The sequence below is a fragment of the Citrobacter sp. FDAARGOS_156 genome (assembly GCF_001559235.2).
In the GTDB taxonomy this organism is placed as follows: domain Bacteria; phylum Pseudomonadota; class Gammaproteobacteria; order Enterobacterales; family Enterobacteriaceae; genus Citrobacter; species Citrobacter youngae.
Genome location: NZ_CP014030.2, coordinates 2274700 through 2298509, shown reverse-complemented (window position 1 = coordinate 2298509; position 23810 = coordinate 2274700). Strand labels below are relative to the sequence as shown.

The window sequence follows — 23810 nt, the reverse complement described above, 5'->3', positions numbered from 1 at the left end:
GCTATTATCCTTCATATTCATCGAGAAGTTGTTCAACCAGCTTTCTGTTCTTCACACCCGTCGTGGCCCCTACGCTCAAAACCGATATGGCTGCCGTTGCATTAGCAAACAGCGCGCACTCACGCAGGGTTTTGCCTTCAAGCAGCGCTGAAATAAATCCCGAGGCGAAATTGTCTCCCGCGCCGATAGTGTCGATGGCGGTAATTCCCGAAACGGCTGGAACTTCGATTTTCATATCGACACGCTTGATAAAGCAGCCTCTCTTGCCGGTCTTAATCACGACGGTTTTCACTCCACAGTTCAGGAAACTGTCGGCAATGTCATCAAGCGTCTCTTTCCCGGTGAGCAGTTTTGCCTCTTCAAAATTGGGAAACAGATAATCCACGTAGCTCAGCGCTTCACGGATATCGTCCAGCGTTTCATTCAGTCGTGGTTTAATCATATCCGCGCAGATAATTAACCGATGCGCTTTTGCCTGAGTGAAAATGGCCGTCAGTGCATCGCCGTCCAGTAACGGGCTATTAAAAATACTCGCCAGCGACAGCAGCTTTGCTTGAGAGAAGCGGTCAAAATCAACATCGCTGATATTCAGCTTCCACAGGCTGCCGTTACGGTTAGTCACAAAAGTACGCTCGCCATCGGCGGTGACTAATCCCACGTTAATAGATGTATCAATTGCGGCATCCTGCTTCAGGCTCTGAATATCTATATTCTCCCGACGACAGTGGTCGAGAATAAAATGACCTGCTGCATCAGCCCCAACCCGGCTCATTAACGCTGTACGATGACCGAGACGAGAAATAATTGTCGCTTCGTTAATTGCGTCGCCGCCGGTTGTCATCGCTATTCGTTCTAACGGATAAGAGTCAACATCAAAGATATTTTTACTCACAGGCTGTAAAGGAATATCAACAATAGCAGCCCCTATACAAATAACCTCGATATTATCCATGTTGTCATTCCGCTTTACCGTCAGAACCAAACAATTTAATTTTCTCCAGTGCGCGCTCTTTTACCGCTTTGCGAACTTCACGTTCAACGTGCAGGAACGGCTGGTCCTGGTTCTCCTGTACTGCCACCATCGCAGCCTGGCACAGTTCGGTGTGAATGTTGATTTTAGAGATACCTAATGAAATGGCTTTTTTGATATCCGCATCGCTAATGCCGGACGCGCCGTGCAGCACCAGCGGAACGGATACGGCTTCGCGCACGCGTTTAACCACGTCGAAATTCAGTTTCGGCTCTGAGGTATAGACGCCGTGCTGGTTACCAATCGCCACCGCCAGCGAATCGCAGCCGGTACGCTCGACAAATTCCGCCGCCTGGTTCGGATCGGTATAGTGATAACCCGCCAGTGCCTCTTCGTACACCGTTTCATTGCCCACATGGCCCAGTTCCGCTTCGACCGGCACACCCAGTGGATGGAAAAAATCCACGGCCTCTTTTGTCAGACGAATATTCTCTTCGAAATCAAAGGCAGAGGCATCACGCATCAGCGAATTCATGCCATGAGTCCAGGCGTTATGGATTATCTCCATGCTGCGTCCGTGATCCCAGTGGGTAATAACTGGAACCGAGGCCTTTTTAGCCATTGAAACCATCATGTGCGAAAAATCTTCGAACGAGGTATTCCCCACAAAACCAGTACCGAAGGAGATAATCACCGGCGATTTCGACTCTTCCGCCGCATCAATCACCCCCATTAGCATTTCTGCATTCCACACGTTAAAGTGAGCAATCGCATAATGTTTATTTTGGGCATCATTTTCCCAATATTTAATATCTGCCAGCATAGTTATTTCTCCCTTTGCGATAAATTAATGATTTACTTTAATTACGCCTTTAATAATTTCGCTTTTGTTATTAACGGATTCATCAAACGCGCGCTGAACATCTGCATAATCGTAAATATGCGTCACCATCGATTTCACATCGAACCGACCGGAGGATATGGCTTCAATAGTAACCGGATAGCGGTTGGCGTAACGGAAAACGGTCTGAATAGACACTTCACGGTTAATTTTGAGGAAATTAATTGCGGAATCACCAGGTACTGTACCGACGATCATTATTTTCCCGCCGCGCATCACCAGATACGGCGCCTGCTTAACTGTGATGGTTGAACCGGCGGTTTCGAAAACAATGTCCGCGCCCATATCGCCAGAGAACTGTTGGCAGCGGACAATGGTGTCCTCTTTTGCAGCGTTGATCACGGTTGTCGCCCCGAGTTGTTCGGCCATAGCCAGACGTTTGTCCAGCACATCAACCACCGCGATCTCGGTTGCGCCCAAACATTTACACGCTTGCAGAGTCATTAAACCAATACACCCCGCCCCGAGAATGACGATTTTCTTACCCGGTTTAACGTCTGCCAGCATTGCAGCATGCATACCCACCGCCGCAGGTTCCACCAACGCACCTTCCAGGGTGTCCATATTATCGGGCAACTTGTAAGTGAAGCTCTCCGGATGGCACAGATAGTGGGTTAGCGCACCGCGGTAGTTGGGCTGCGTAGCCATAAAATCGACGTCCGGGCAGATGTTGTATTTCCCTTCCAGGCAGTAGCGGCAGTGACCACACGGTACACCGGGTTCAATATTCACCCGATCACCCGGTTTAAATTTGGTTACACGGTTCCCTACCGCCACCACCGTACCGGCGCATTCATGCCCCAGACCAATTTCCTGATGAGGATCTTTTGGCGGAATAAAAGGACCTGATTCAAATCCATGAACATCTGAACCGCAAATGCCAACGTATTCAACTTTGATCAGCACTTCGTGCTCTTTTGGCACCGGGATATCGGCGGCAATAATTTTCATCGTGCCCGGCGTTTTTAATATCGCTTTTGAATTTTTCATTTTATTTCCCATCAATATTATTTGCTGGTAACTGCATCAATACCGAGACTTTCGACAGAGACGCCTTTGGTTTCAATTCCGATGGTAGCAATGGCGACAGCGACAATAATGGAGACCGCCCCCAGCAGTACAAATACACCCGTCACTCCATAACCGTTAAGCAATACCGCGACCGCATAAGGCGCGGCGATACCACTAATACGCCCTACCGCATTCGCCAGACCAGAACCGCGAAGTTTCGCTTCGGTTGGCCATATTTCCGGAACATAGACAGCGGAGGCATAACAAACATACATATAAACAAAGGTAATAAGGAAAAAACCGATTAATGTAATTAACAGCATACTGGTTTGCAGCGAATAGATATAACCCAGTACAGCAATTAACACTAATAACCCCACACCCATTGTTTTTCTCGGAATTTTATCCATGACCAGCATGGCGATAAAAATCCCAAACGGCGCACCGAACATGCTCATGGTATTTAAGACAATGGAGTCTTTCAGATTAATACCCTGAGTCATAAATATTGTCGGTAGCCAGTTAATTAAGGTGTACTGAACGACGTTCATGGCAATCAGAACAAAAGAACCCAAAATAACCCGCTTCAGCAATACACCTGTTAATAAGGCGGAGTACGGTACAGAACGCGGTTGTTTGCCATCATCCTTTATCACGACTGGCGGCAGTGGCTTACTGGTCTGTCGAATGACACCTTCTTCAATTGCCCGCATCACCTTTTCGGCGTCCTGGTAGCGCCCGCGAGACTCCAGCCAGCGAGGCGACTCAGGGAAACTGCGCCAGGCAATAACAGTAGCTATGAGCGACAGCACCGCAGGAATCAACAACTGTACGCGCCAGTTCCATTCCGCGCTGATAAGTGGCGTCAGCCCCATCGCAATCAGCGAACAGAGTGGATAAGACCAGTTGCCGATAAACGAGACCCGACTCGACCATGTACCACGATTTCTGCCAGGCATATATTCGGTAAACCCGGCAAATAAGGTGACCAGCAGCGCGCCTAATCCAACTCCCATTACAAAACGGCAGGCGATCAGAAAGGTCATATTGGGTGAAAACGCACCCACGATCATAGAAATAATATGAATCGCTTCATACAGAATAAATGCGTTTTTACGCCCGATTTTATCGCCAATAATTCCCCCGCCGAGCGCACCGAGAAACATTCCAGCCGTCGTAATGGCAGAGAACGTGGCGGTGGTGGAATTATCAGTCCAGCCAAGTTCTTTTAACTGCGCGAGAATTAATCCGCCGACGGCATTACTCCAGCAAACCAGTAATCCGAAGGCAACCATGGCAAACATTGACGTATGCCAGCGACAGTCAGGCAGCCTGTCCAACCTCGCGCCGCAGTGCGGTTTTGCTATTTGTTCCATCCGGGAACCTTCCTTTAATAAATGGAGTTATTCATCAAAGTCGTAGGTCATGATGACCTTAATCGCAGTCTTATCGACCATCGCGTCAAAACCTTCTCGCCATTGCGATAAGCCGATACGGTGAGTGATCATCGGTTTGACTTTTATCGCACCGCTAGCGAGCAGGCGAATAGCATTGCGCCAGGAAGTGGAATCGTAGGCCATATGACCAATGATGCTTTTATTCCACGCAGTAATGTCGTTAATAGAAAAATCGAGAGGTTTGAAGCCCATCCCCACGCGGACAACTTCACCGTTAGGACGCAGCATTTCGATAGATTGTTTCAGGGCAATATTGGCACCGGAACATTCGATGACCAGTCCCAGATTATCTTTCCCGCAGATCTCCTGACAACGTGCAACCACATCTTCGGTCGAACCGTTGACGACAGCCGTGGCCCCCATTTCTTTGGCTATCGGGAAACGCACTGCGACATCGTCTTCCAGCCCGACCATCACGATATTAACGGCCCCCATAATGCGCGCCATTTGTACCGAAAAAAGTCCCAGCGGGCCGGTACCAAAAACCACTACATCCTGACCCGGAAGAAATTTGGATTGCTGAGCGATAGATTTGTAGGCATTGCAGATGGGGTCGAGTACAGCCGCCTCTTCATAATCAACGCCTGTTGGGATTTCCCACAGCGCATGACGGTGAATTTTGAGGATCTCCCCAGGAACCAGACAATATTTCGAAAACCCACCTCCCCAGGTATTGTTATCCAGACCTAAATTCACTTTTTCTGTACAACAAAGAAAATCACCTTGTTCGCAAGCCGGACAAACACCGCAGACATGCCCGCTGTTGTCAGAAACCACTCGCTGACCGATTTTCCAGTCCTTAACCTTATCGCCAACCTGCACAATTTGGCCGGCAAATTCGTGACCACGAATCGAATTGAACTGGTCGGATCCACTGTCGACATTGTAGTGTTTCATGTCCGCGCCGCAGATAGCTGCAGCTTTGATTTCAATCACTACGTCATCCGGGCCGCATACCGGTTCCGGGACATCAATCATTTTGTAGCCGCCAAAGGCCTTGCCAAATCTTGCCAGTGCTTTCATTGAATTTTCCTTTGTGTTTAGTTTTGCATCACCTGGCATCATACTTATCCATATAATTTTTGTGGTCAACACAAAATCTTTAAAACACAGATTATGATCTGCATTTCACAACTTAGATCACAAATAAGTGCCAGATTGAATCGAAAGCCAACGGCACATTGCAGCCGCTTGGCTAAAATGCCGTGAACCCCTTCGCATTTTTTCTGTTATGAAACTGTTAACCTGCAAGTGCTGTTTTTTTCGCCACGCCATTTCCGTGGCGTGTTTGCTTGTTTAAATGTCAAAGAGGAACACCGATGAAACTTTTGCCTTTGTTGGCAGCATTACCCCTGCTCTGCGCGAGCGTTGTTTCCGCCAGTTCGCTGATGTCTGTTGGCTACTTCAATGGTGGTGGTGACGTCACCGCGGGTCCTGGTGGCGATATCAATAAACTGGATGTTCGCCAGATAACCCATCTCAACTATTCGTTTGGCCTTGTCTATAACAATGAAAAAGACGAGACCAATGACGCCTTAAAAGATGCCAGCAAGCTCCATCAAATTTGGCTTTCACAGAAAGTGCAGGATGATTTGCTGAAAATTCCACAGCTGCGTAAACAGAATCCGAACCTGAAAGTTCTGCTTTCCGTCGGCGGCTGGGGCGCACGCGGATTCTCTGGGGCTGCAGCAACGAAAGAATCGCGCGCGGTGTTTATTCAGTCTGCGCAGGAGATAATTGCGAAATATGGACTGGATGGCATCGACCTTGACTGGGAATATCCGGTCAACGGCGCCTGGGGACTGGTTGAAAGCCAGCCAGCCGACCGCGCGAACTTTACCGCGCTGTTAACAGAGCTGCGTGCCGCGTTGGGTCATAAAAAACTGCTAACCATCGCCGTGGGTGCGAATGCGGAAAGTCCGAAAAGCTGGGTGGATGTGAAAGCCATTGCGCCATCGCTCGATTACATCAACCTGATGACCTATGACATGGCCTACGGTACTCAGTATTTCAACTCGAATCTGTACGATTCGACACAATGGCCAACGGTCGCCGCAGCGGATAGGTACAGCGCCAATTTTGTCGTCGACAACTACCTTGCTGCCGGTCTAAAAGCGAGTCAAATGAACCTGGGCATCGGTTTTTATGGACGCGTACCAAAACGCGCCGTTGAGCCAGGTATTGACTGGAGCAAACCTGACGCGCAGAAAAATCCTGTTACCCAGCCCTATTTCGAGCCTGCGCAAATTGAGTTGTTCAAATCACTGGGCGTCGATCTGAGTAAAGATACCTATGTGAAGTACAACGATATTGTGACGAAGTTGATCAACGATCCGCAAAAACGCTTTAGCCAGCATTGGGATGATGAAGCAAAAGTGCCGTGGATATCGGTGCAGTCTGCAGATGGAAAAGCACTTTTTGCCCTCTCTTATGAAAACCCGCGCTCGGTAGAGATCAAGGCTGACTACATCAAGAGCAAGGGACTGGGAGGCGCCATGTTCTGGGAATACGGTGCAGATGACCAAAACCAGTTGGCGAAGCAGTTAGCCGATTCGTTAGGCATCAAACACTGATCCCAACGCCTGACACAATAGGTTATGATTAGCCCATTCTGCTGCGCCAGCCTTTGGCGCAGCTCTTCATTTTCTACTGGAGGCATGCGCTTTTATGGCTTTTATCCCTAAAAATTACGCCCGTCTGGAAGTTGGATACCGGGAAAAGGCGCTAAAGCTCTTCCCCTGGGTTTGTGGACGTTGTTCCCGTGAGTTCGTGTATTCAAATTTGCGCGAGCTGACGGTACATCACATCGATCACGATCACTCCAATAACCCGGAAGACGGTAGCAACTGGGAGATGTTATGCCTGTACTGTCACGATCATGAGCATTCGAAATACACTGAGGTTGATCAGTATGGTTCCACTGTAGTGGCGGGGGAAGATGCGCAGAAAGACGTCGGCGAGGCGAAATACAATCCGTTTGCCGATCTGAAGGCGATGATGAACAAGAAATAACATCAACTGCGGGCCCGACACCGATGTTTGCCGGGCCAGGTTAATCAGGATTTAAACGTCGCAATCGGTTCGGGCGTAATCCCAAATTCCATTTTAAGCTGCTGCTTACTCTTCATCACCATCTCACCGTTGGTATCGATCGTCATATGCTGTGCGTCAATATTGTTTCGCGCTTGCCATAACATCACCAGCTGTAAGCTGTTCTCTTTTTGTTCTGCCGTTAGCGCCACGCCATCCGGCCATTTACCGAGTTCAACGGCAGTCGATAAGCGCTGATAAACTTCCGGCGTCATGCTGTTGATCATCTCATCAAGATTCATGTTAAATCCACTCTCCGTAGAATAATTTGCTGAATCGTTTCTTTAGCCCTTGGTTTGCTCGCCGTTTTCACCATCGGTGAAGTTCAAAGACGCTGAGTTAACGCAGTAACGTTCACCGGTAGGTTTCGGACCATCCGGAAAAACGTGTCCGAGGTGCGCATCACAGTTACCACAGCGAATTTCAATGCGCTGCATGCCATGTGAAGTATCTTTTATGTAACGGATAGCCTCTTCACTGACGGGCTCGTAAAAGCTGGGCCAGCCGCAGCCAGAGTCATATTTTGTCTCGGAACGAAATAGCGGTTTGTCGCAGATCAGACAGTGGTAGATGCCGTCACGCTTGTTATGCAGCAAACGCCCGGTAAATGGCGGTTCTGTCCCGTGATTCTGCGTCACGTAGAACTGCATTTCGGTTAAATTTTTTTTCAGTTCTTCTGGAGAAGGTTGATTAGCCATTTGCTCACATCTCACTTTATCTAAACTCACATTGCGAGACAGATTCTAACAAAACATTAACACCGGAGTGCGAACTTTTGTTCTAAACTTGATCCTTGCGAAATGGCAGCCTGCAATTCGTGATAAGAATCACGTTTTTATCTTAATTGCCCTTTAAAATTCGGGCCGCCGACCCCATGTGGTTTCAAGCCCAAAGGAAGAGTGAGGCGAGTCAGTTGCGCAAAGCTTAGGCAGCAGATTGATTTGTCGCAATGATTGACACGATTCCGCTTGACGCTGCGTAAGGTTTTTGTAATTTTACAGGCAACCTTTTATTCACTAACAAATAGCTGGTGGAATATATGACTATCAAAGTAGGTATCAACGGTTTTGGCCGTATCGGTCGCATTGTTTTCCGTGCTGCTCAAGAACGCTCTGACATCGAGATCGTTGCAATCAACGACCTGTTAGACGCTGACTACATGGCTTACATGCTGAAATATGACTCCACTCACGGCCGTTTCAACGGTACCGTTGAAGTGAAAGACGGTCATCTGATCGTAAACGGTAAAAAAATCCGTGTTACCGCTGAACGTGATCCGGCTAACCTGAAATGGGACGAAGTTGGTGTTGACGTAGTTGCTGAAGCTACTGGCCTGTTCCTGACAGACGAAACTGCTCGTAAGCACATCACTGCTGGCGCGAAAAAAGTGGTTCTGACTGGTCCGTCCAAAGATAACACTCCGATGTTTGTTAAAGGCGCAAACTTTGACAAATATGAAGGTCAGGACATCGTTTCTAACGCTTCCTGCACCACTAACTGCCTGGCTCCGCTGGCTAAAGTTATCAACGACAACTTCGGCATCATCGAAGGTCTGATGACGACTGTTCACGCGACCACCGCTACTCAGAAAACCGTTGATGGCCCGTCTCACAAAGACTGGCGCGGCGGCCGCGGCGCATCCCAGAACATCATCCCGTCCTCTACCGGTGCTGCTAAAGCTGTAGGTAAAGTACTGCCAGAACTGAACGGCAAACTGACCGGTATGGCGTTCCGCGTTCCTACCCCGAACGTATCCGTTGTTGACCTGACCGTTCGTCTGGAAAAAGCTGCTTCTTATGAAGAAATTAAGAAAGCAATCAAAGCTGCTTCCGAAGGCCCGATGAAAGGCGTTCTGGGTTACACCGAAGACGACGTCGTATCTACCGATTTCAACGGTGAAGTTTGCACTTCCGTGTTCGATGCTAAAGCTGGTATCGCACTGAACGACAACTTCGTGAAACTGGTATCCTGGTACGACAACGAAACCGGCTACTCCAACAAAGTTCTGGACCTGATTGCTCACATCTCCAAATAAGTTGAGATGAGTATCTGATCCAAAAAGGCGACTTCGGTCGCCTTTTTTTATGACCAAAATATTTACATACCAAGGATTGCATCATGATTAACAAAATTTTCGCTCTCCCGGTCATTGAACAGCTTACCCCTGTCCTCTCCCGCCGTCAGCTTGATGAACTTGAGGTTCTTGTTGTCGATCACCCACAGGTTAAAGCTTCTTTCGCGCTGCAGGGCGCACATCTTCTTTCCTGGAAACCAAACGGCGAAGAGGAAGTCCTGTGGCTAAGTAACAATACCCCGTTCAAAACAGGCGTAGCGCTGCGTGGCGGCGTCCCCATTTGCTGGCCGTGGTTTGGCCCGGCGGCTCAACAGGGTTTGCCTTCGCATGGTTTTGCCCGTAACCTGCCATGGACGCTGAAAGCGCATAACGAAGACGACAATGGCGTGGTGTTGACGTTTGAACTGCAGAGCAACGCTGAAACGCGTCAGCTATGGCCACACGACTTTACCCTGCTTACCCGCTTTAAGGTCGGTGCTACCTGTGAAATCGAACTGGAAGCCCACGGTGAGTTTGAAACCACCTCGGCACTGCATACCTACTTCAACGTGGGTGATATTGCCGCAGTGAAAGTCAGTGGTCTTGGCGATCGCCTGATCGATAAAGTGAACGATGCGAAAGAAGATGTGCTGGCTGACGGCATTCAGACCTTCCCGGATCGTACTGACCGTGTTTATCTGAACCCGGAAGCATGTAGCGTCATCCATGATGATTCGCTCAAGCGCAATATCGATGTCGTGCACCACCACCATCTGAACGTTGTCGGCTGGAACCCGGGCCCGGCGCTGTCCATTAGCATGGGCGACATGCCGGATGACGGTTACAAAACGTTTGTTTGTGTAGAAACGGCTTACGCGACCGCTCCGCAGAAAACCACCGCAGAAAAACCATCTCGCCTCGCGCAGACTATTCGTGTTGCTAAACGCTAAGACAACTCTGCGCATCATGCCGGATGCGGCTAACGCCTTATCCGGCCTACAAACCGCTCGTAGCCGTAGGCCTGATAAGCGCAGCGCCATCAGGCAAATCAGGCCATATCCAGCGCCGTTTTACCTTTTGGCGCCGGATATGCCTCATCTAACAACTTCAGTTCATCAACCGAGAGCGTGATATTCAGCGCGGCGGCATTTTGTTCGACATGCGCTACGCTTGCCGCTTTTGGAATCGCGATCACGCCCGGTTGACGAATAACCCACGCCAGTAAGATCTGGGCGGTACTGGCATCGTGTGCACGTGCAATGTCGCTAATCACCGAATGAGTGAGCAGACCACGGCGCAACCGTCCCGCCTGGGCCAGCGGACTGTAAGCCATGACCGGCATCTGCTGTTGCTGACACCATGGCAGCAAGTCATATTCAATGCCGCGCGACGCTAAATGATATAGCACCTGGTTAGTGGCGCATTGTCGTCCACCTGCAACCAGCCATAGCGCCTGCATCTCGTCATAATCGAGATTCGAAACACCCCACCGACGAATTTTCCCCTGAGCGATGAGTTTTTCCATGGCGCTGACGGTTTCTTCATAAGTAAAGTCCCCCGTCCAGTGCAGCAAATAGAGATCCAGATAGTCTGTTTTCAGCCGGCGCAGACTGCCTTCACAGGCAGCAATCGCTTTCTGGCCTCCGGCATTCCACGGATAAACTTTTGAAACCAAAAATGCACCATCGCGCCGTCCCGCTAAGGCTTCGCCAACAATCTCTTCTGCTGCACCATCAGCATACATTTCTGCCGTATCAATCAGACGCAGCCCCAGATCCAGGCCAGCCTGCAACGCCGAGACTTCATCACGACGACGGCAGGGGTTCTCCCCCATGTTCCATGTTCCCTGCCCAATAGCAGGAAGTGATACCTGTTTTGTAAACATCACTTGTTTTACTGTCATAGTTCCCCCTGAGCACATGCACCACAGTAAAGCAAAACATGGGTGATGTGTCCTGTGATGGTGCACAAATTGCACCATCCTCGTTTGGAGGGCTCGTCGTTAATCAGACACAATAAAAAACCCGGGAACAGTATTTATTTCCGGGCTCAGACAGATAACTTGTTAGCTGTACTGAGATTATTTTAAACGGCCTAAATATTTACCTTCTTTCATGGCGTTTATTTTTCCGTTCTTATACACAATAACCGAAATCAGGCCTGCACTGTAAGTTTGCGCATCTGCATTATTTTCATCATTGGCTGCCGGGCTACCATTAATGTAGGCAATGCCATCGGTACCACGTTTAAAATCAACCCCCAGTTTATTCACATGTATAGATTTTACCATACTGGCGTTAACCGGAACATTCGCTTCACTAACCATGGTTTTATGATCATGTTGCAACTGACGACGGTAAGCCTCGCTAATAGCATGAGCAGGGACAACAGTTGATGCCACCAGCGCAGCGGTAATAATTAATTTATTCATGAGTAAAACCTTAATATTTATTGTGATTATGATGATGGCTGGAATTACCGTCATTTGTGATGTACAGGTTCTGTGCATTTTCCATAGCCTGTTTTTCCGCTGCAGCATTGATTGTAGCCTGACGATTCTGCTCAACAACGTAGCATGCATCCCGACTGACGCCCTTGTTCTCACAGTCATTCATGCGAGAGGCCTCGGTAGAACAACCCGCCAGAACCCCACCCATCACAACTATCATGATTAATTTTTTCATTATCTATACCAGGTTTATTCTCAAAAACCTTCATCGCAGATTATATTTCTGCAAGAAAGAATTACGCTCACTATTTTCAACGTTTGAGTAATATCTGCAATAGAATATTTAATGTCAATTTAAATTTTTTCAGATAATTACCTAAAGAATGTAAAATAAAAATTAAACGTTTAGTTTTTTAGTTTTCACATGAAAGATGACTTTCATGGTTAAATTAAACGATAAAAATAGTTATCAGATACTTTCAACACGTTTTGCAAGGTTAATTGAGATCCAGGAGTAATAACAAAACAGTGCATTTTCAGTATATTGCCGTAGTAGATTTTGTTAGTCGCTAACGATGATTGGTTCTGCGACACCTGTATTTCTTACGCTGTAAGAAAATCGATATCAGACTAATTAAATAATACGTTCCTTTTTGGTAACTACGCCAGGTAAAACACGTTAATTATTCGTTGCAGCATCGCATAAGGCAGAATCAGCAGAAATCGTGAATTCTCATGCTTGAGATCAACATTCATTCCCGTCAGGCATAAAAAAGCCCGCATAACGCGGGCTCATGTTCAGCATTGGAAATGCATCAGAACTTATAGGTGATACCCGTTGAGATCAGACCCGTCCAGGATTTGTCTACCATCGGGCTGTCTGTCACTTCATCAGACAAACGGGTGTAACGCGCAGTACCGTACACGCTCCAGTCGCCTAAGAAATTATAGTTGGCGCTAAGTTCAAGGTACGGATTCCAGCTGCTTTCAGGATCGTAGCTGCGTAAACCACTGCGGGACGATTCGTGGCGCGATACACCGTAGTAGTACTGGTTCTGGTTTTCACTGTTCCACTCAACACCAATCCCCGGTGTCAGCGTCAGGCCCCCGTTGGTATAACGGTACAGCCATGCCAGATCCCATACGATACCATTACTGTTATCCAGTGCGTCTCCCGCGAGGCTGGTACGCAGGAAACCATATTGTGTGTTATGCACGTAAGAAAGCCCGGCCATCATGGTGCTCTTGCGCTTATCGAGATTGCGCAGACGGCTATCGTCGCTGTCGCCCGGCTTGAAGTACAGTGGCGACCAGTACGCCATCACAGATAATTTATCTGTATTGTCATTCCACAGGTAGTAACCGCCGCCCAGACCACGGAACCAGAAGTTGTCGCTTTCATAGGTCACAACAGGGACCGGGTAAACGTCACTATCGTAGTTTTTGTAAGGGTGTTCAACCACACCAACGCCTGCGCCCAGCGTCAGGTTGCTTTCTGCTTGCGCGACGCTCGCGGACGTGGCAATAAGCACGCCAAGTGCCAGAAGTTTGAGTTTGGTCACAATCCATAATTCCTTATTCAAATGTTTAGCGACGAAAGTGTAACCGCCAATACGCTTCAGCCCAACTATTTTACGTATTACCTGCCCAATGTAACCCCCTAATTTCTCAACGAGTGATGACATTTTGCTTGCAGTACGGTGAACACCACATGAATTCAGCCCCATTTCTTTACATAACATGTGCTTTTTTTGCTGATGAGTTATTGATATGCCATTGAAATTCATTTGCGCGTACAGGCAAGTTTTGCAAATGCCATCTACGCTTAAATTTAGAAGGTGTATCACCGAATACGTTGATCTCCTGACCATCGAAATGGCATGAGAGTTGCTTATTTCTTCAGCAGCGACGTCGTTCAGTTTACCTCTTCAGGGGCCTCTACTATTCATATGAACGGCTCTTAACATGTGCTAAAAAACGAAAGGACGGCATACCATGAATATATTCGATCACTATCGCCAGCGTTATGAAGCTGCCAAGGACGAAGAGTTCACGCTGCAGGAGTTTCTTACCACTTGTCGGCAAGATCGCAGTGCTTATGCCAACGCGGCAGAGCGGCTATTAATGGCTATTGGTGAGCCTGTCATGGTTGACACTGCCCACGAACCTCGACTTTCTCGACTCTTTTCGAATCGGGTGATTGCACGTTATCCCGCTTTTGAAGAGTTTTACGGCATGGAAGACGCGATTGAACAGATTGTTTCTTATCTGAAACATGCGGCTCAGGGGCTGGAAGAGAAGAAGCAGATCCTCTATCTGCTGGGGCCTGTGGGAGGCGGAAAATCATCGCTTGCAGAGCGACTGAAATCGCTGATGCAAAGAGTGCCCATTTATGTCCTCAGCGCCAATGGTGAACGTAGCCCGGTTAACGATCATCCGTTATGCCTGTTTAATCCGCAGGAAGACGCGCAGATCCTGGAAAAAGAGTATGGGGTTCCGCGTCGCTATCTCGGTACAATCATGTCGCCGTGGGCTGCGAAGCGTTTGCATGATTTCGGCGGGGACATCACTAAATTCCGCGTCGTCAAAGTCTGGCCGTCTATTCTCGAGCAAATCGCCATCGCTAAAACGGAGCCTGGTGATGAAAACAACCAGGACATTTCCGCTCTGGTCGGGAAAGTGGATATTCGTAAACTCGAACACCACGCCCAGAACGATCCTGACGCCTATGGCTACTCAGGTGCGCTGTGCCGCTCCAACCAGGGGATTATGGAATTCGTAGAGATGTTTAAAGCACCGATTAAAGTGCTGCATCCTCTGCTGACTGCCACCCAGGAAGGAAACTACAACGGGACAGAAGGTATCTCCGCCCTGCCGTTTAACGGGATTATTCTTGCCCACTCGAACGAATCTGAATGGGTAACGTTCCGTAATAACAAAAACAATGAGGCGTTCCTTGACCGTGTTTACATCGTCAAAGTGCCTTATTGCCTGCGGATCTCTGAAGAGATCAAAATTTACGAAAAACTGCTTAACCATAGTGAGCTGACCCATGCGCCTTGCGCACCGGGCACGTTGGAAACCCTCTCTCGCTTTACCATTCTTTCTCGCCTGAAAGAACCTGAGAACTCGAGCATTTACTCGAAGATGCGCGTTTACGATGGCGAAAGCCTGAAAGATACCGATCCAAAAGCGAAATCCTATCAGGAGTATCGGGATTACGCCGGGGTTGATGAGGGAATGAACGGTCTGTCCACGCGTTTCGCGTTTAAGATCCTCTCTCGCGTCTTTAACTTTGACCATGCCGAAGTGGCAGCTAACCCGGTTCATCTGTTCTACGTACTGGAGCAGCAAATCGAACGCGAGCAATTCCCGCAGGAGCAGGCTGAGCGTTATCTTGAGTTCCTGAAAGGCTATCTGATCCCGAAATATGCTGAATTCATCGGCAAAGAGATCCAGACGGCTTATCTCGAATCTTATTCCGAATACGGACAGAACATTTTTGACCGTTATGTGACCTATGCGGATTTCTGGATTCAGGATCAGGAGTATCGCGATCCAGATACCGGTCAGCTGTTCGATCGCGAGTCACTGAACTCAGAACTGGAGAAAATTGAAAAGCCGGCGGGTATCAGCAACCCGAAAGATTTCCGTAACGAGATCGTCAACTTTGTTCTGCGTGCCAGAGCGAATAACAGCGGTCGCAATCCAAACTGGACCAGTTACGAAAAACTGCGCACGGTTATTGAGAAGAAAATGTTCTCGAATACCGAAGAGTTGCTGCCGGTCATTTCGTTTAACGCTAAAACCTCGACTGACGAGCAGAAAAAGCACGACGATTTTGTCGACCGTATGATGGAAAAAGGCTATACGCGTAAACAGGTACGTTTACTGTGCGAATGGTATTTGCGCGTACGTAAATCGTCTTAACATAAGTGCCCGGTGGTGCATGCGCTTACCGGGCTTGCAAAATAATGTTCCGTAGGCCGGATAGCGCCAGCGCCATCCGGCACTTACAGACATGGCGAACAGTTGGCAGTACGGGGGGCATATGACCTGGTTTATTGACCGGCGTCTTAACGGCAAGAACAAGAGCACGGTAAATCGCCAACGCTTCTTGCGCCGTTATAAATCGCAAATTAAACAGTCGATCTCCGAGGCCATTAACAAGCGTTCGGTGACCGATGTAGATAGCGGCGAATCTGTCTCTATTCCGACCGATGATATTAGCGAACCGATGTTTCATCAGGGGCGCGGTGGCCTGCGTCATCGCGTGCATCCAGGTAATGATCATTTTGTACAGAATGACCGTATCGAACGTCCGCAGGGGGGCGGCGGCGGTTCAGGTAGCGGACAAGGCCAGGCCAGTCAGGATGGCGAGGGTCAGGATGAGTTCGTCTTTCAGATATCTAAAGATGAATATCTTGATCTGCTGTTCGAAGATTTAGCGCTGCCTAACCTGAAGCAGAATCAGCAACGTCAGTTAACGGAGTTTAAAACGCACCGTGCAGGATTTACCTCCAACGGTGTGCCCGCCAATATCAGCGTGGTGCGCTCCTTGCAAAACTCACTGGCGCGTCGCACAGCAATGACGGCGGGTAAACGTCGTGAACTGCATGCGCTTGAGGCCGATCTGGAAACCATCGCCAAAAGTGAACCCGCGCAGTTGCTGGAAGAGGAAAGGTTACGCAAAGAGATTGCCGAACTACGGGCAAAAATCGAACGCGTGCCGTTTATAGATACTTTTGATTTGCGCTACAAGAATTATGAGAAACGACCCGATCCTTCCAGCCAGGCGGTGATGTTCTGTCTGATGGACGTCTCCGGCTCAATGGATCAGTCGACTAAAGATATGGCAAAACGTTTTTATATCCTGCTGTATCTGTTCCTGAGCCGCACTTACAAAAACGTGGAGGTTGTCTATATTCGTCATCATACTCAGGCGAAAGAGGTTGATGAACACGAGTTCTTCTACTCTCAGGAAACGGGGGGAACCATAGTTTCCAGCGCCCTGAAGTTAATGGATGAAGTGGTAAAAGATCGCTACAACCCTGCCCAGTGGAATATCTATGCCGCTCAGGCATCGGATGGCGATAACTGGGCAGATGATTCACCACTGTGTCATGAAATCCTGGCGAAAAAACTGCTGCCAGTGGTGAGATATTACAGCTATATCGAAATCACTCGCCGTGCGCACCAGACCTTGTGGCGTGAATACGAACATCTGCAATCAACCTTTGATAACTTTGCGATGCAGCATATTCGCGATCAGGATGATATTTACCCGGTATTCCGCGAACTGTTCCATAAGCAAAGTACGACCAGCAATAATTAGCCTAAACAAATCAGTCAGCGCGTATATGTGCTGACTGATTTTATAAATAGTGCCTCATCCTGTTTTTATTTTCCCTTAACAGAGCAGCAGGCAATGTAGTTTAGCTGATGACGTTGCGAACGGAAGAAGCGAAACATTTTCAGGAACCGACGGCGATTTTCGTAAGTGCGTAAACCGTTGAACATAATTTTAATCGCCCCAGTAACTCCCTCATCACGAATTAATCCTCCTGGCGACATCAGCGACATAGCGCCATTCTGCTGCATGACCTGTTCAAAACCGCAGTTGAGAAATAACTCACGCCAGCCTTGTCTGGTCATCGGACTCACGTTTGATTTCACCACCTCCACAAGCTTGCCCTGCTCGCTCGCGTCCAGTCTTTGAGTGGTGAACATAATGTCGTGGGTTAACAGACGACCGCCGGGTTTCAACACGCGATAATATTCGGCAATTAATTTCGCCTTCGCTTTATCGGCATACATTGTTAGCATGGCCTCGTTAATCACCACATCGAAGCTGTTATCCGCAAAAGGAAGGGTACTGGCATTCGCAGCCATCACATGAATGTGATTTTCCAGCCCATTTGCTGCCACATTATTTCTGGCATTTGATAGCGCGGTTTTATCCATATCGATAGCGTAGACCGTACAACCAAAGCGTTGTGCTATCTCTATCGCCGTGGTGGCCATATTGCAGGCCACTTCCAGCACCTGGCTGTCGGGCGCCAGCTGTGACTGGCTGAACAACCACTCTGTTGCTTCAATGCCCCCCGGACGCAGACGGGTTTTGCCCAGGCTGGCTAAGAACGTATGGCCCGCTTTTTCAGTCGTGCTCATCTGCCTGTCTCCTTTTCTATAAGTTGCATTATAAATACAACATTAAGAGTTAAAGGTGAAGAGTACGAATGTTTTTTATTACAAAATGTCCTTCCGCGTAGCGTTAGAGAGGAGCTATACCGTGTGATAGACTGAAGTATCAGACTTACAGGGCTGTAAATCATTATGAAATTGCATCATAAAGCGCTCAGGCTCTTTATCTCCGTTAGCGTAATTGTTTTGACGTCTTCTTTTTTGGTTTATGAGCTCATTGCCAGCGATAAAGCGATGAATGCGTACATGCGCTATATCAATGAGAAAGCCGACTCATCGTTTCTTTATGATAAGTATACTAATCAAAGTATTGCCGCCCATCTGATGCGCACATTTTCATCCCCCCATGAACCCGCGTCTGTCGAACAGCAAAAAGCACTTTGCACCGCTTTCGACAGCGTTAACGGCACTCATGGACTCAATCTCACAGAGCATAACTACCCGCCATTACACGGGACGCTGCAAACCACCTCAACGAAATGTAGCGAACAACTTGAAGACATATTCCTGCTGCCCTCTTTTGATAAGGCGGTAAACGCTAATCGTGAGCAGAAAGATTACGGTCAGGGATTAGGTACGCTGGAGTATAAATTCCGATATTACGTCGACCTCAAAAATAACTACGTCTATTTCTATGATCGAATCGACTCGCGCCAATTTGCGATACATAACTGGACGTTTTTGCAAAAAGGCACCCTGGGCATCGACCAGAATGATATTGACGGTATTTTCACGGGGCGTACGGTGATCTCCAGTATTTATCTGGATAACCTGACCGGGAAAAAGGTGATGAGCTTTTTAACGCCGGTCTACTCTACCGGTAAGTTAAAAGGTGTAGTAATGGTGGATATCAACAAAGAGAATTTAAAGAATATCTTTTATACCAGCGACCGGCCTCTGGTATGGCGCTATCTTAACGTTACGCTCTCGGATACCAGCTCCGGTAAAGAGATTCTCGTTCACCAAAGTGAGACTAACCTGTTTCACTATGTTCACTACGAGAAGGACATTCCAGGCGGCATACGCATCACTTTAACGCTTGATTTAATGTACTTTATTGTCTCATCCTGGAAAATCTTCGCTTTCTATCTGCTGGCAACAATTTTGCTGTTGAATTTGGTCAGAACGCATTTTCGGTTGTATCACAACGTCACGCGCGAAAATATCAGTGACGCCATGACCGGACTCTACAATCGGAAAGTTTTAACCCCGACGCTCGAACAACGTTTGCAGCAGTTGGTCAATACGGGCACTCTCGTCACCTTTATCGCCATCGACTGCGATAAGCTGAAAGTCATCAATGATACGTTAGGGCATAAAGAAGGTGATCGGATTATCACTCATCTGGCCAAAGCCATTCAAAGTTCCATTCGCAAAAGCGACTACGCCATCCGCCTCGGCGGCGATGAGTTTTGTATCATCCTCATCGACCATCCCAGTGATTTAACGCCCCGCCTGCTAGAGAGAATTCGCTATAACTTACAAATTATTGCGCATGATATTTCCATCAGCTTCTCCGCCGGGGTTTATAATATGCAGCCGAACGACACTATTGATGATGCTTACAAAGCATCTGATGCACAGCTCTATCTGAACAAACAGAAAAAACGCGCCGGTGCGTGATTATTTTTCTGCAGGATTTTCATTGTTGTACCAGGAGTAAGTCATGACGGAAGTGAACAAAGGTAACGCAACGCATCAGCGTTTAATTTCGCTGTTGTCAGAGCAAGGCGCAACGTACCGCGTGGTAAGCCATGAAGCCGTCGGCAAATGTGAGGCAGTTTCTGAAACTCGTGGTACCGCGCTCGGCCAGGGAGCAAAAGCCCTGGTCTGTAAGGTCAAAGGCAACGGCGTTAATCAGCATGTGTTGGCAATTTTGCCCGCTGACCAGCAGGCCGATCTCAGTTTGTTAGCGGGTCATATTGGTGGGTTAAGAGCATCGCTTGCCAGCCCGGCGGAAGTCGATGAACTTACCGGCTGTGTATTTGGCGCGATCCCGCCGTTTAGCTTCCACCCGAATCTCAAGCTGGTCGCCGATCCGCTATTGTTTGAGCGTTTTCATGAAATTGCGTTTAATGCCGGGTTGCTGGAAAAATCTGTGATCATGGATACCGCAGATTACCTGCGTATCGCGCAACCTGAATTAATCCCTTTCCGCCGCGAACAATAACGGTCTGCGTTAGCAGTAAAAAACGTCGCATCGTGCGTTAGCCCAAAAAAAATCATAATCATTAAAAAAAGCCTGTTCCGTCACGCGTTTACGCGTACAGTAAGCAGGCTTATTTTTTCTTTTGGCAAGGAAACTACGATGTTTGATGTCACTCTGCTGATCCTCCTCGGACTGGCAGCTCTGGGCTTTGTCAGCCACAACACCACTGTCGCCGTTTCAATTCTGGTGCTGATAATCGTCCGTGTTACTCCGCTGAATACATTCTTCCCGTGGATTGAAAAGCAGGGGCTTACCGTTGGGATTATTATTCTGACCATTGGCGTCATGGCGCCGATCGCCAGCGGAACGCTGCCCCCCTCTACGCTTATTCACTCCTTTGTAAACTGGAAGTCGCTGGTCGCTATCGCCGTCGGCGTTGTTGTCTCCTGGCTTGGCGGGCGCGGCGTCACGCTGATGGGTAGCCAGCCTCAACTCGTCGCCGGTTTACTGGTGGGCACGGTTCTGGGCGTGGCGCTGTTTCGCGGGGTGCCAGTGGGACCGCTCATTGCGGCAGGTCTGGTCTCGTTGATTGTTGGGAAGCAGTAGTCAATCCTGCCAGATAACGGCCTGGCGTTTGTCCCAGGCCTTTTTTGAACATGGTGATAAACGCGGTCGTTGAATCGTAACCGAGCATTTGAGCAACCTGCTGTACATTGTGCCCGTCGATCAGAGCTTGCAGCGCCAGGATCAGCTGTAGCTGGTGACGCCAGCGGCGAAAGCTTAATCCTGTTTCTTTGACAACCAGACGAGCAAGGTTACGCTCACTCATGGCAAACACGTTGGCCCACTGCCCCAGTGTTTGCCATTGTGCAGGTTCCTGCGCCATCGTCGCCACCATCTTGCGAATTTTCGGGTGATCGGATACTGGTAACTGCATTTGCTCCTGTGGCTGCTGCGGGAGTTCGTCAAACAACACCTGCGTTAACCGCTGGGTAGCTGGTTCACAGAGCTGGGCATCCGTTTTGTTCGCCAGCGCAAGAATAAGTTCCCGACATAACGGAGCGATTTTCAGCGTGCAGCAACATTCAGGCATCACGACAGCCTGCGGCTCAATAAACAGAAAACACAATTGCGCGCCCACGGTAACGTGGTTGCTGTGTGGAATTTCGCCAGGGATCCACACCGCATATTGCGGCGGCACCATCCACATGGCGTTCTCCACTTCGCAGGTAATTGCACCATGCAACGCCAGGATTAACTGACCTTTGCGGTGTTGATGCAGTGGGCTGAAAAGTTCATCTTCCTGAGCCTGAATACAAAAAGCCACGGCGGCATCGTGGTAAAGATCGGGTTGATACCCATCCAGTCTCAGCCCCAACATAAGAATGTCCTATTTTAGCGATAAACTGTCATTTTAGCTTGATTCATCCATAGTGTAAAAACGCTAAAGTATCGCCTCGCCTGACGATATGAGAAAAAAATGATTACTACACCTTCCTCCCGCGGCAAAAGCGCAGCGCTGCTGATCGCGGGGATCCTGATGATTGCCACCACACTACGCGTCACCTTTACCGGTACAGCCCCATTGCTGGATACCATTCGCGCCGACTACGGCCTGAGTACCGCCCAGACGGGACTTCTGACTACCCTGCCGCTGCTGGCCTTCGCGCTGGTATCCCCCCTCGCTGCCGCCGTTGCGCGCCGTTGGGGCATTGAGCGCAGCCTGTTAGCAGCCATGCTGCTGATCTGTGTGGGTATTGCTATACGTTCGCTCCCTTCATCCGGAGCCTTGTTTGGTGGGACGGCAGTCATTGGCTGTGGCATCGCACTGGGAAATGTCCTTTTGCCGGGACTCATTAAGCGTGATTTTTCACAGCATGTGGCAAAGCTTACCGGGGCGTATTCGTTAACGATGGGCGCTGCAGCAGCGCTGGGGTCGGCAATGGTCGTGCCGCTGGCGTTAAATGGCTTTGGCTGGCGCGGCGCACTGATGATGTTAATGATCTTTCCGCTGCTGGCGTTATTGATCTGGTTACCTCAATGGCGCCAGACGGCCAATGCCAGCCTCAGTAATTCGCGAGCGTTGCACTCCCGCGCGATCTGGCGCTCCAGTCTCGCCTGGCAGGTCACGCTGTTTTTGGGCATCAACTCACTCATCTATTATGTCATTATCGGCTGGTTACCCGCCATTATGATCAGCCACGGCTACAGTGAGGCACAGGCGGGATCGCTGCATGGTTTGCTGCAACTGGCGACCGCAGCTCCCGGGCTACTGATCCCCCTCGTTCTGTATCGGTTTAAAGATCAGCGTACTATCGCCGCACTGGTCTCGTTAATGTGCGCTGTTGGCGCTGCAGGGTTTGCTGTTATGCCCGGGCAGGCGGCCCTGTGGACCGTGCTGTTTGGCTTTGGTTCCGGTGCCACGATGATCCTCGGTCTCACCTTTATCGGGCTACGTGCAAGCTCAGCGCACCAGGCTGCCGCGCTATCAGGCATGGCGCAATCTGTCGGATATTTGCTGGCCGCATGTGGGCCGCCGGTGATGGGGAAAATTCACGATCTTAACGATAGCTGGCAGATCCCGCTGGTTGGCGTCGCACTGCTCGCTCTCATCATGGCCGTGTTTGGCGTCTGTTCAGGACGCGACAAAGAGATCGCCAGCACGTAATACACCGGGCAGGTGAATAAGCAACCTGCCCAGTTGTTATCCTCTGGCCGCGCGCAGCAGTGCCTGGACGAGCGGTACAGGCTTTCCTGCCAGTGCCCCTCGTTCATGCTGAAAAAGCGTCCCGACATAAAACGGATGTGTCACCAGTTCAATAGCGCGAACATCTCCAGAGTCATCCCAGCCCGTCACTCGCAGATCGCCGCTTTCAAGCTCAGCGGCAAAAGTTTCCGACACGCCATAGTTACAGTGATACCCCTCTGTAATGGCATCCCGTCCGTAGGCTCTGGCGATCAGCGTATTCGCGCGCAGTTCAATATCATCCGTCTTTTCGACCAACGAGCAGGTCAGCGGTGCAATCACCATACGGCCCGAGGTCTCTGTTTCCGCATGCGCAGCATCACGCCAGCCCAGCACATTGCGAGCATACTCGAGAATGGCATGCTGAAAACCGCCACAAGTGCCCAAAAATGGAATGCTGTTTTCGCGGGCGTAACGTATTGCCGTCAGCGCGCCTTCCGGGTGCTGGTAAGGACTGCCAGGGACCACCCAGATGGCATCATAGCCGACTAAATCTTCGCCGCTACTAATATCAGATGTGGTGAGCCAGTCATAATCAGCCACTAATTCCAGAACGGCAGCAGCATCATCGATGGCAAGGGGAATAGCCTGGTGCGCCACAATATCGGGGCTGTAATCGCCCACCAGCGCAATGCGAAGCGTATCTTTAACAGGGGAAATTTCCATTAACTTTCCTTATGTCCAGACAATGAGGGACAACATAAGGAGCCTCAGCCTACCGATTTTTTGTTGTTACCACAATCCCTTAAATTGAGAGTCTATGTGGCCAAAATGCTATAA

The 23810-nt window shown here is 49.2% G+C and carries 23 protein-coding genes and 1 pseudogene; 10 read left to right on the top strand and 14 right to left on the bottom strand.

The genetic code is table 11. The annotated features are described in order from the left end of the window. Positions 1–4: 4 nt before the first annotated feature. Genes AL515_RS11110 through AL515_RS11090 form a run of 5 tightly spaced genes read right to left on the bottom strand, consistent with a single transcriptional unit; the run spans position 5 to position 5362 of the window. Positions 5–952, bottom strand: coding sequence for a carbohydrate kinase family protein (locus tag AL515_RS11110; RefSeq protein ID WP_048211913.1), 948 nt, complete (start codon positions 950–952; stop codon positions 5–7). A gap of 4 nt (positions 953–956) precedes the next feature. After that, positions 957–1793 (bottom strand): ketose-bisphosphate aldolase, encoded by an 837-nt coding sequence (locus tag AL515_RS11105; protein ID WP_061067762.1) that lies wholly within the window; start codon positions 1791–1793, stop codon positions 957–959. Positions 1794–1817: 24 nt separating this feature from the next. Beyond that, entirely contained in the window at positions 1818–2861 is a 1044-nt protein-coding gene (locus tag AL515_RS11100) for an NAD(P)-dependent alcohol dehydrogenase (protein WP_061067761.1), read from the bottom strand. Between the two features lie 17 nt (positions 2862–2878). Beyond that, positions 2879–4258, bottom strand: coding sequence for an MFS transporter (locus tag AL515_RS11095; RefSeq protein ID WP_061067760.1), 1380 nt, complete (start codon positions 4256–4258; stop codon positions 2879–2881). Positions 4259–4285: 27 nt separating this feature from the next. Then, positions 4286–5362, bottom strand: a complete 1077-nt coding sequence (locus AL515_RS11090; RefSeq protein ID WP_061067759.1) for a zinc-binding dehydrogenase — start codon at positions 5360–5362, stop codon at positions 4286–4288. 296 nt (positions 5363–5658) lie between these two features. On the opposite strand from AL515_RS11090, the gene AL515_RS11085 reads away from it, so the two are divergent. Continuing rightward, positions 5659–6912, top strand: a complete 1254-nt coding sequence (locus tag AL515_RS11085; RefSeq protein ID WP_061067758.1) for a glycoside hydrolase family 18 protein — start codon at positions 5659–5661, stop codon at positions 6910–6912. A gap of 94 nt (positions 6913–7006) precedes the next feature. Next, a complete protein-coding gene (yajD, locus tag AL515_RS11080) occupies positions 7007–7351 on the top strand; it encodes an HNH nuclease YajD (protein ID WP_003030690.1) in 345 nt (114 codons plus the stop codon). Between the two features lie 44 nt (positions 7352–7395). Here yajD and AL515_RS11075 read toward each other — a convergent pair whose 3' ends face one another. Continuing rightward, positions 7396–7671, bottom strand: a complete 276-nt coding sequence (locus AL515_RS11075; protein ID WP_048211919.1) for a YeaC family protein — start codon at positions 7669–7671, stop codon at positions 7396–7398. A 42-nt stretch (positions 7672–7713) separates the two neighbouring features. Continuing rightward, a complete protein-coding gene (gene msrB, locus AL515_RS11070) occupies positions 7714–8127 on the bottom strand; it encodes a peptide-methionine (R)-S-oxide reductase MsrB (RefSeq protein ID WP_061067757.1) in 414 nt (137 codons plus the stop codon). 341 nt (positions 8128–8468) lie between these two features. Here msrB and gapA point away from each other — a divergent pair, with 341 nt between their 5' ends. Together gapA and AL515_RS11060 are read left to right on the top strand one after the other, a co-directional pair. Further along, entirely contained in the window at positions 8469–9464 is a 996-nt protein-coding gene (gene gapA / locus AL515_RS11065) for a glyceraldehyde-3-phosphate dehydrogenase (protein WP_003030697.1), read from the top strand. A gap of 83 nt (positions 9465–9547) precedes the next feature. Next, positions 9548–10432 carry a D-hexose-6-phosphate mutarotase gene (locus AL515_RS11060; protein WP_105242166.1) on the top strand — a complete coding sequence of 295 codons (885 nt, stop codon included), beginning with the start codon at positions 9548–9550 and terminating at the stop codon, positions 10430–10432. A 98-nt stretch (positions 10433–10530) separates the two neighbouring features. Here AL515_RS11060 and AL515_RS11050 read toward each other — a convergent pair whose 3' ends face one another. The 4 genes from AL515_RS11050 to AL515_RS11035 form a co-directional block, all read right to left on the bottom strand. Further along, positions 10531–11385 carry an aldo/keto reductase gene (locus AL515_RS11050; protein ID WP_061067756.1) on the bottom strand — a complete coding sequence of 285 codons (855 nt, stop codon included), beginning with the start codon at positions 11383–11385 and terminating at the stop codon, positions 10531–10533. A 177-nt stretch (positions 11386–11562) separates the two neighbouring features. Continuing rightward, positions 11563–11913: a hypothetical protein gene (locus AL515_RS11045; protein WP_048211923.1), complete on the bottom strand. Its 351-nt coding sequence runs from the start codon at positions 11911–11913 to the stop codon at positions 11563–11565. 10 nt (positions 11914–11923) lie between these two features. Further along, positions 11924–12166, bottom strand: coding sequence for a hypothetical protein (locus tag AL515_RS11040; protein ID WP_061067755.1), 243 nt, complete (start codon positions 12164–12166; stop codon positions 11924–11926). A gap of 580 nt (positions 12167–12746) precedes the next feature. Further along, entirely contained in the window at positions 12747–13493 is a 747-nt protein-coding gene (locus tag AL515_RS11035) for a MipA/OmpV family protein (protein WP_048212595.1), read from the bottom strand. Positions 13494–13926: 433 nt separating this feature from the next. Between AL515_RS11035 and yeaG the strand changes: the two genes are divergently transcribed. Both yeaG and AL515_RS11020 read left to right on the top strand, forming a co-directional pair. Beyond that, entirely contained in the window at positions 13927–15861 is a 1935-nt protein-coding gene (gene yeaG, locus AL515_RS11030; protein WP_005120355.1) for a protein kinase YeaG, read from the top strand. 121 nt (positions 15862–15982) lie between these two features. Next, entirely contained in the window at positions 15983–17266 is a 1284-nt protein-coding gene (locus AL515_RS11020) for a YeaH/YhbH family protein (RefSeq protein ID WP_048211926.1), read from the top strand. Positions 17267–17331: 65 nt separating this feature from the next. Here the strand turns inward: AL515_RS11020 and AL515_RS11015 are convergent, their stop codons facing one another. Next, a complete protein-coding gene (locus AL515_RS11015) occupies positions 17332–18102 on the bottom strand; it encodes a class I SAM-dependent methyltransferase (RefSeq protein WP_048211927.1) in 771 nt (256 codons plus the stop codon). Between the two features lie 165 nt (positions 18103–18267). Here AL515_RS11015 and dgcJ point away from each other — a divergent pair, with 165 nt between their 5' ends. The 3 genes from dgcJ to AL515_RS11000 all read left to right on the top strand — a co-directional run bounded on the left by dgcJ (position 18268) and on the right by AL515_RS11000 (position 20890). Beyond that, positions 18268–19758 carry a diguanylate cyclase DgcJ gene (dgcJ, locus tag AL515_RS11010; protein WP_061067754.1) on the top strand — a complete coding sequence of 497 codons (1491 nt, stop codon included), beginning with the start codon at positions 18268–18270 and terminating at the stop codon, positions 19756–19758. 43 nt (positions 19759–19801) lie between these two features. Continuing rightward, positions 19802–20305, top strand: coding sequence for a YbaK/prolyl-tRNA synthetase associated domain-containing protein (locus tag AL515_RS11005; protein WP_061067753.1), 504 nt, complete (start codon positions 19802–19804; stop codon positions 20303–20305). A gap of 138 nt (positions 20306–20443) precedes the next feature. Beyond that, a complete protein-coding gene (locus AL515_RS11000) occupies positions 20444–20890 on the top strand; it encodes a DUF441 domain-containing protein (protein WP_042308914.1) in 447 nt (148 codons plus the stop codon). On the opposite strand, the pseudogene AL515_RS10995 reads toward AL515_RS11000, so the two are convergent. After that, positions 20873–21665 (bottom strand): annotated as a pseudogene (locus AL515_RS10995) (AraC family transcriptional regulator); the annotation flags it as partial. The gene AL515_RS11000 and the pseudogene AL515_RS10995 overlap by 18 nt on opposite strands. Before the next feature lie 99 nt (positions 21666–21764). On the opposite strand from AL515_RS10995, the gene AL515_RS10990 reads away from it, so the two are divergent. Further along, on the top strand, positions 21765–22952 hold the full coding sequence (locus AL515_RS10990) for a CynX/NimT family MFS transporter (RefSeq protein ID WP_061067751.1): 1188 nt from the start codon (positions 21765–21767) through the stop codon (positions 22950–22952). Positions 22953–22988: 36 nt separating this feature from the next. Here AL515_RS10990 and AL515_RS10985 read toward each other — a convergent pair whose 3' ends face one another. Then, positions 22989–23696 (bottom strand): CTP synthase C-terminal region-related (seleno)protein, encoded by a 708-nt coding sequence (locus tag AL515_RS10985; RefSeq protein WP_061067750.1) that lies wholly within the window; start codon positions 23694–23696, stop codon positions 22989–22991. Between the last annotated feature and the right edge of the window lie 114 nt (positions 23697–23810).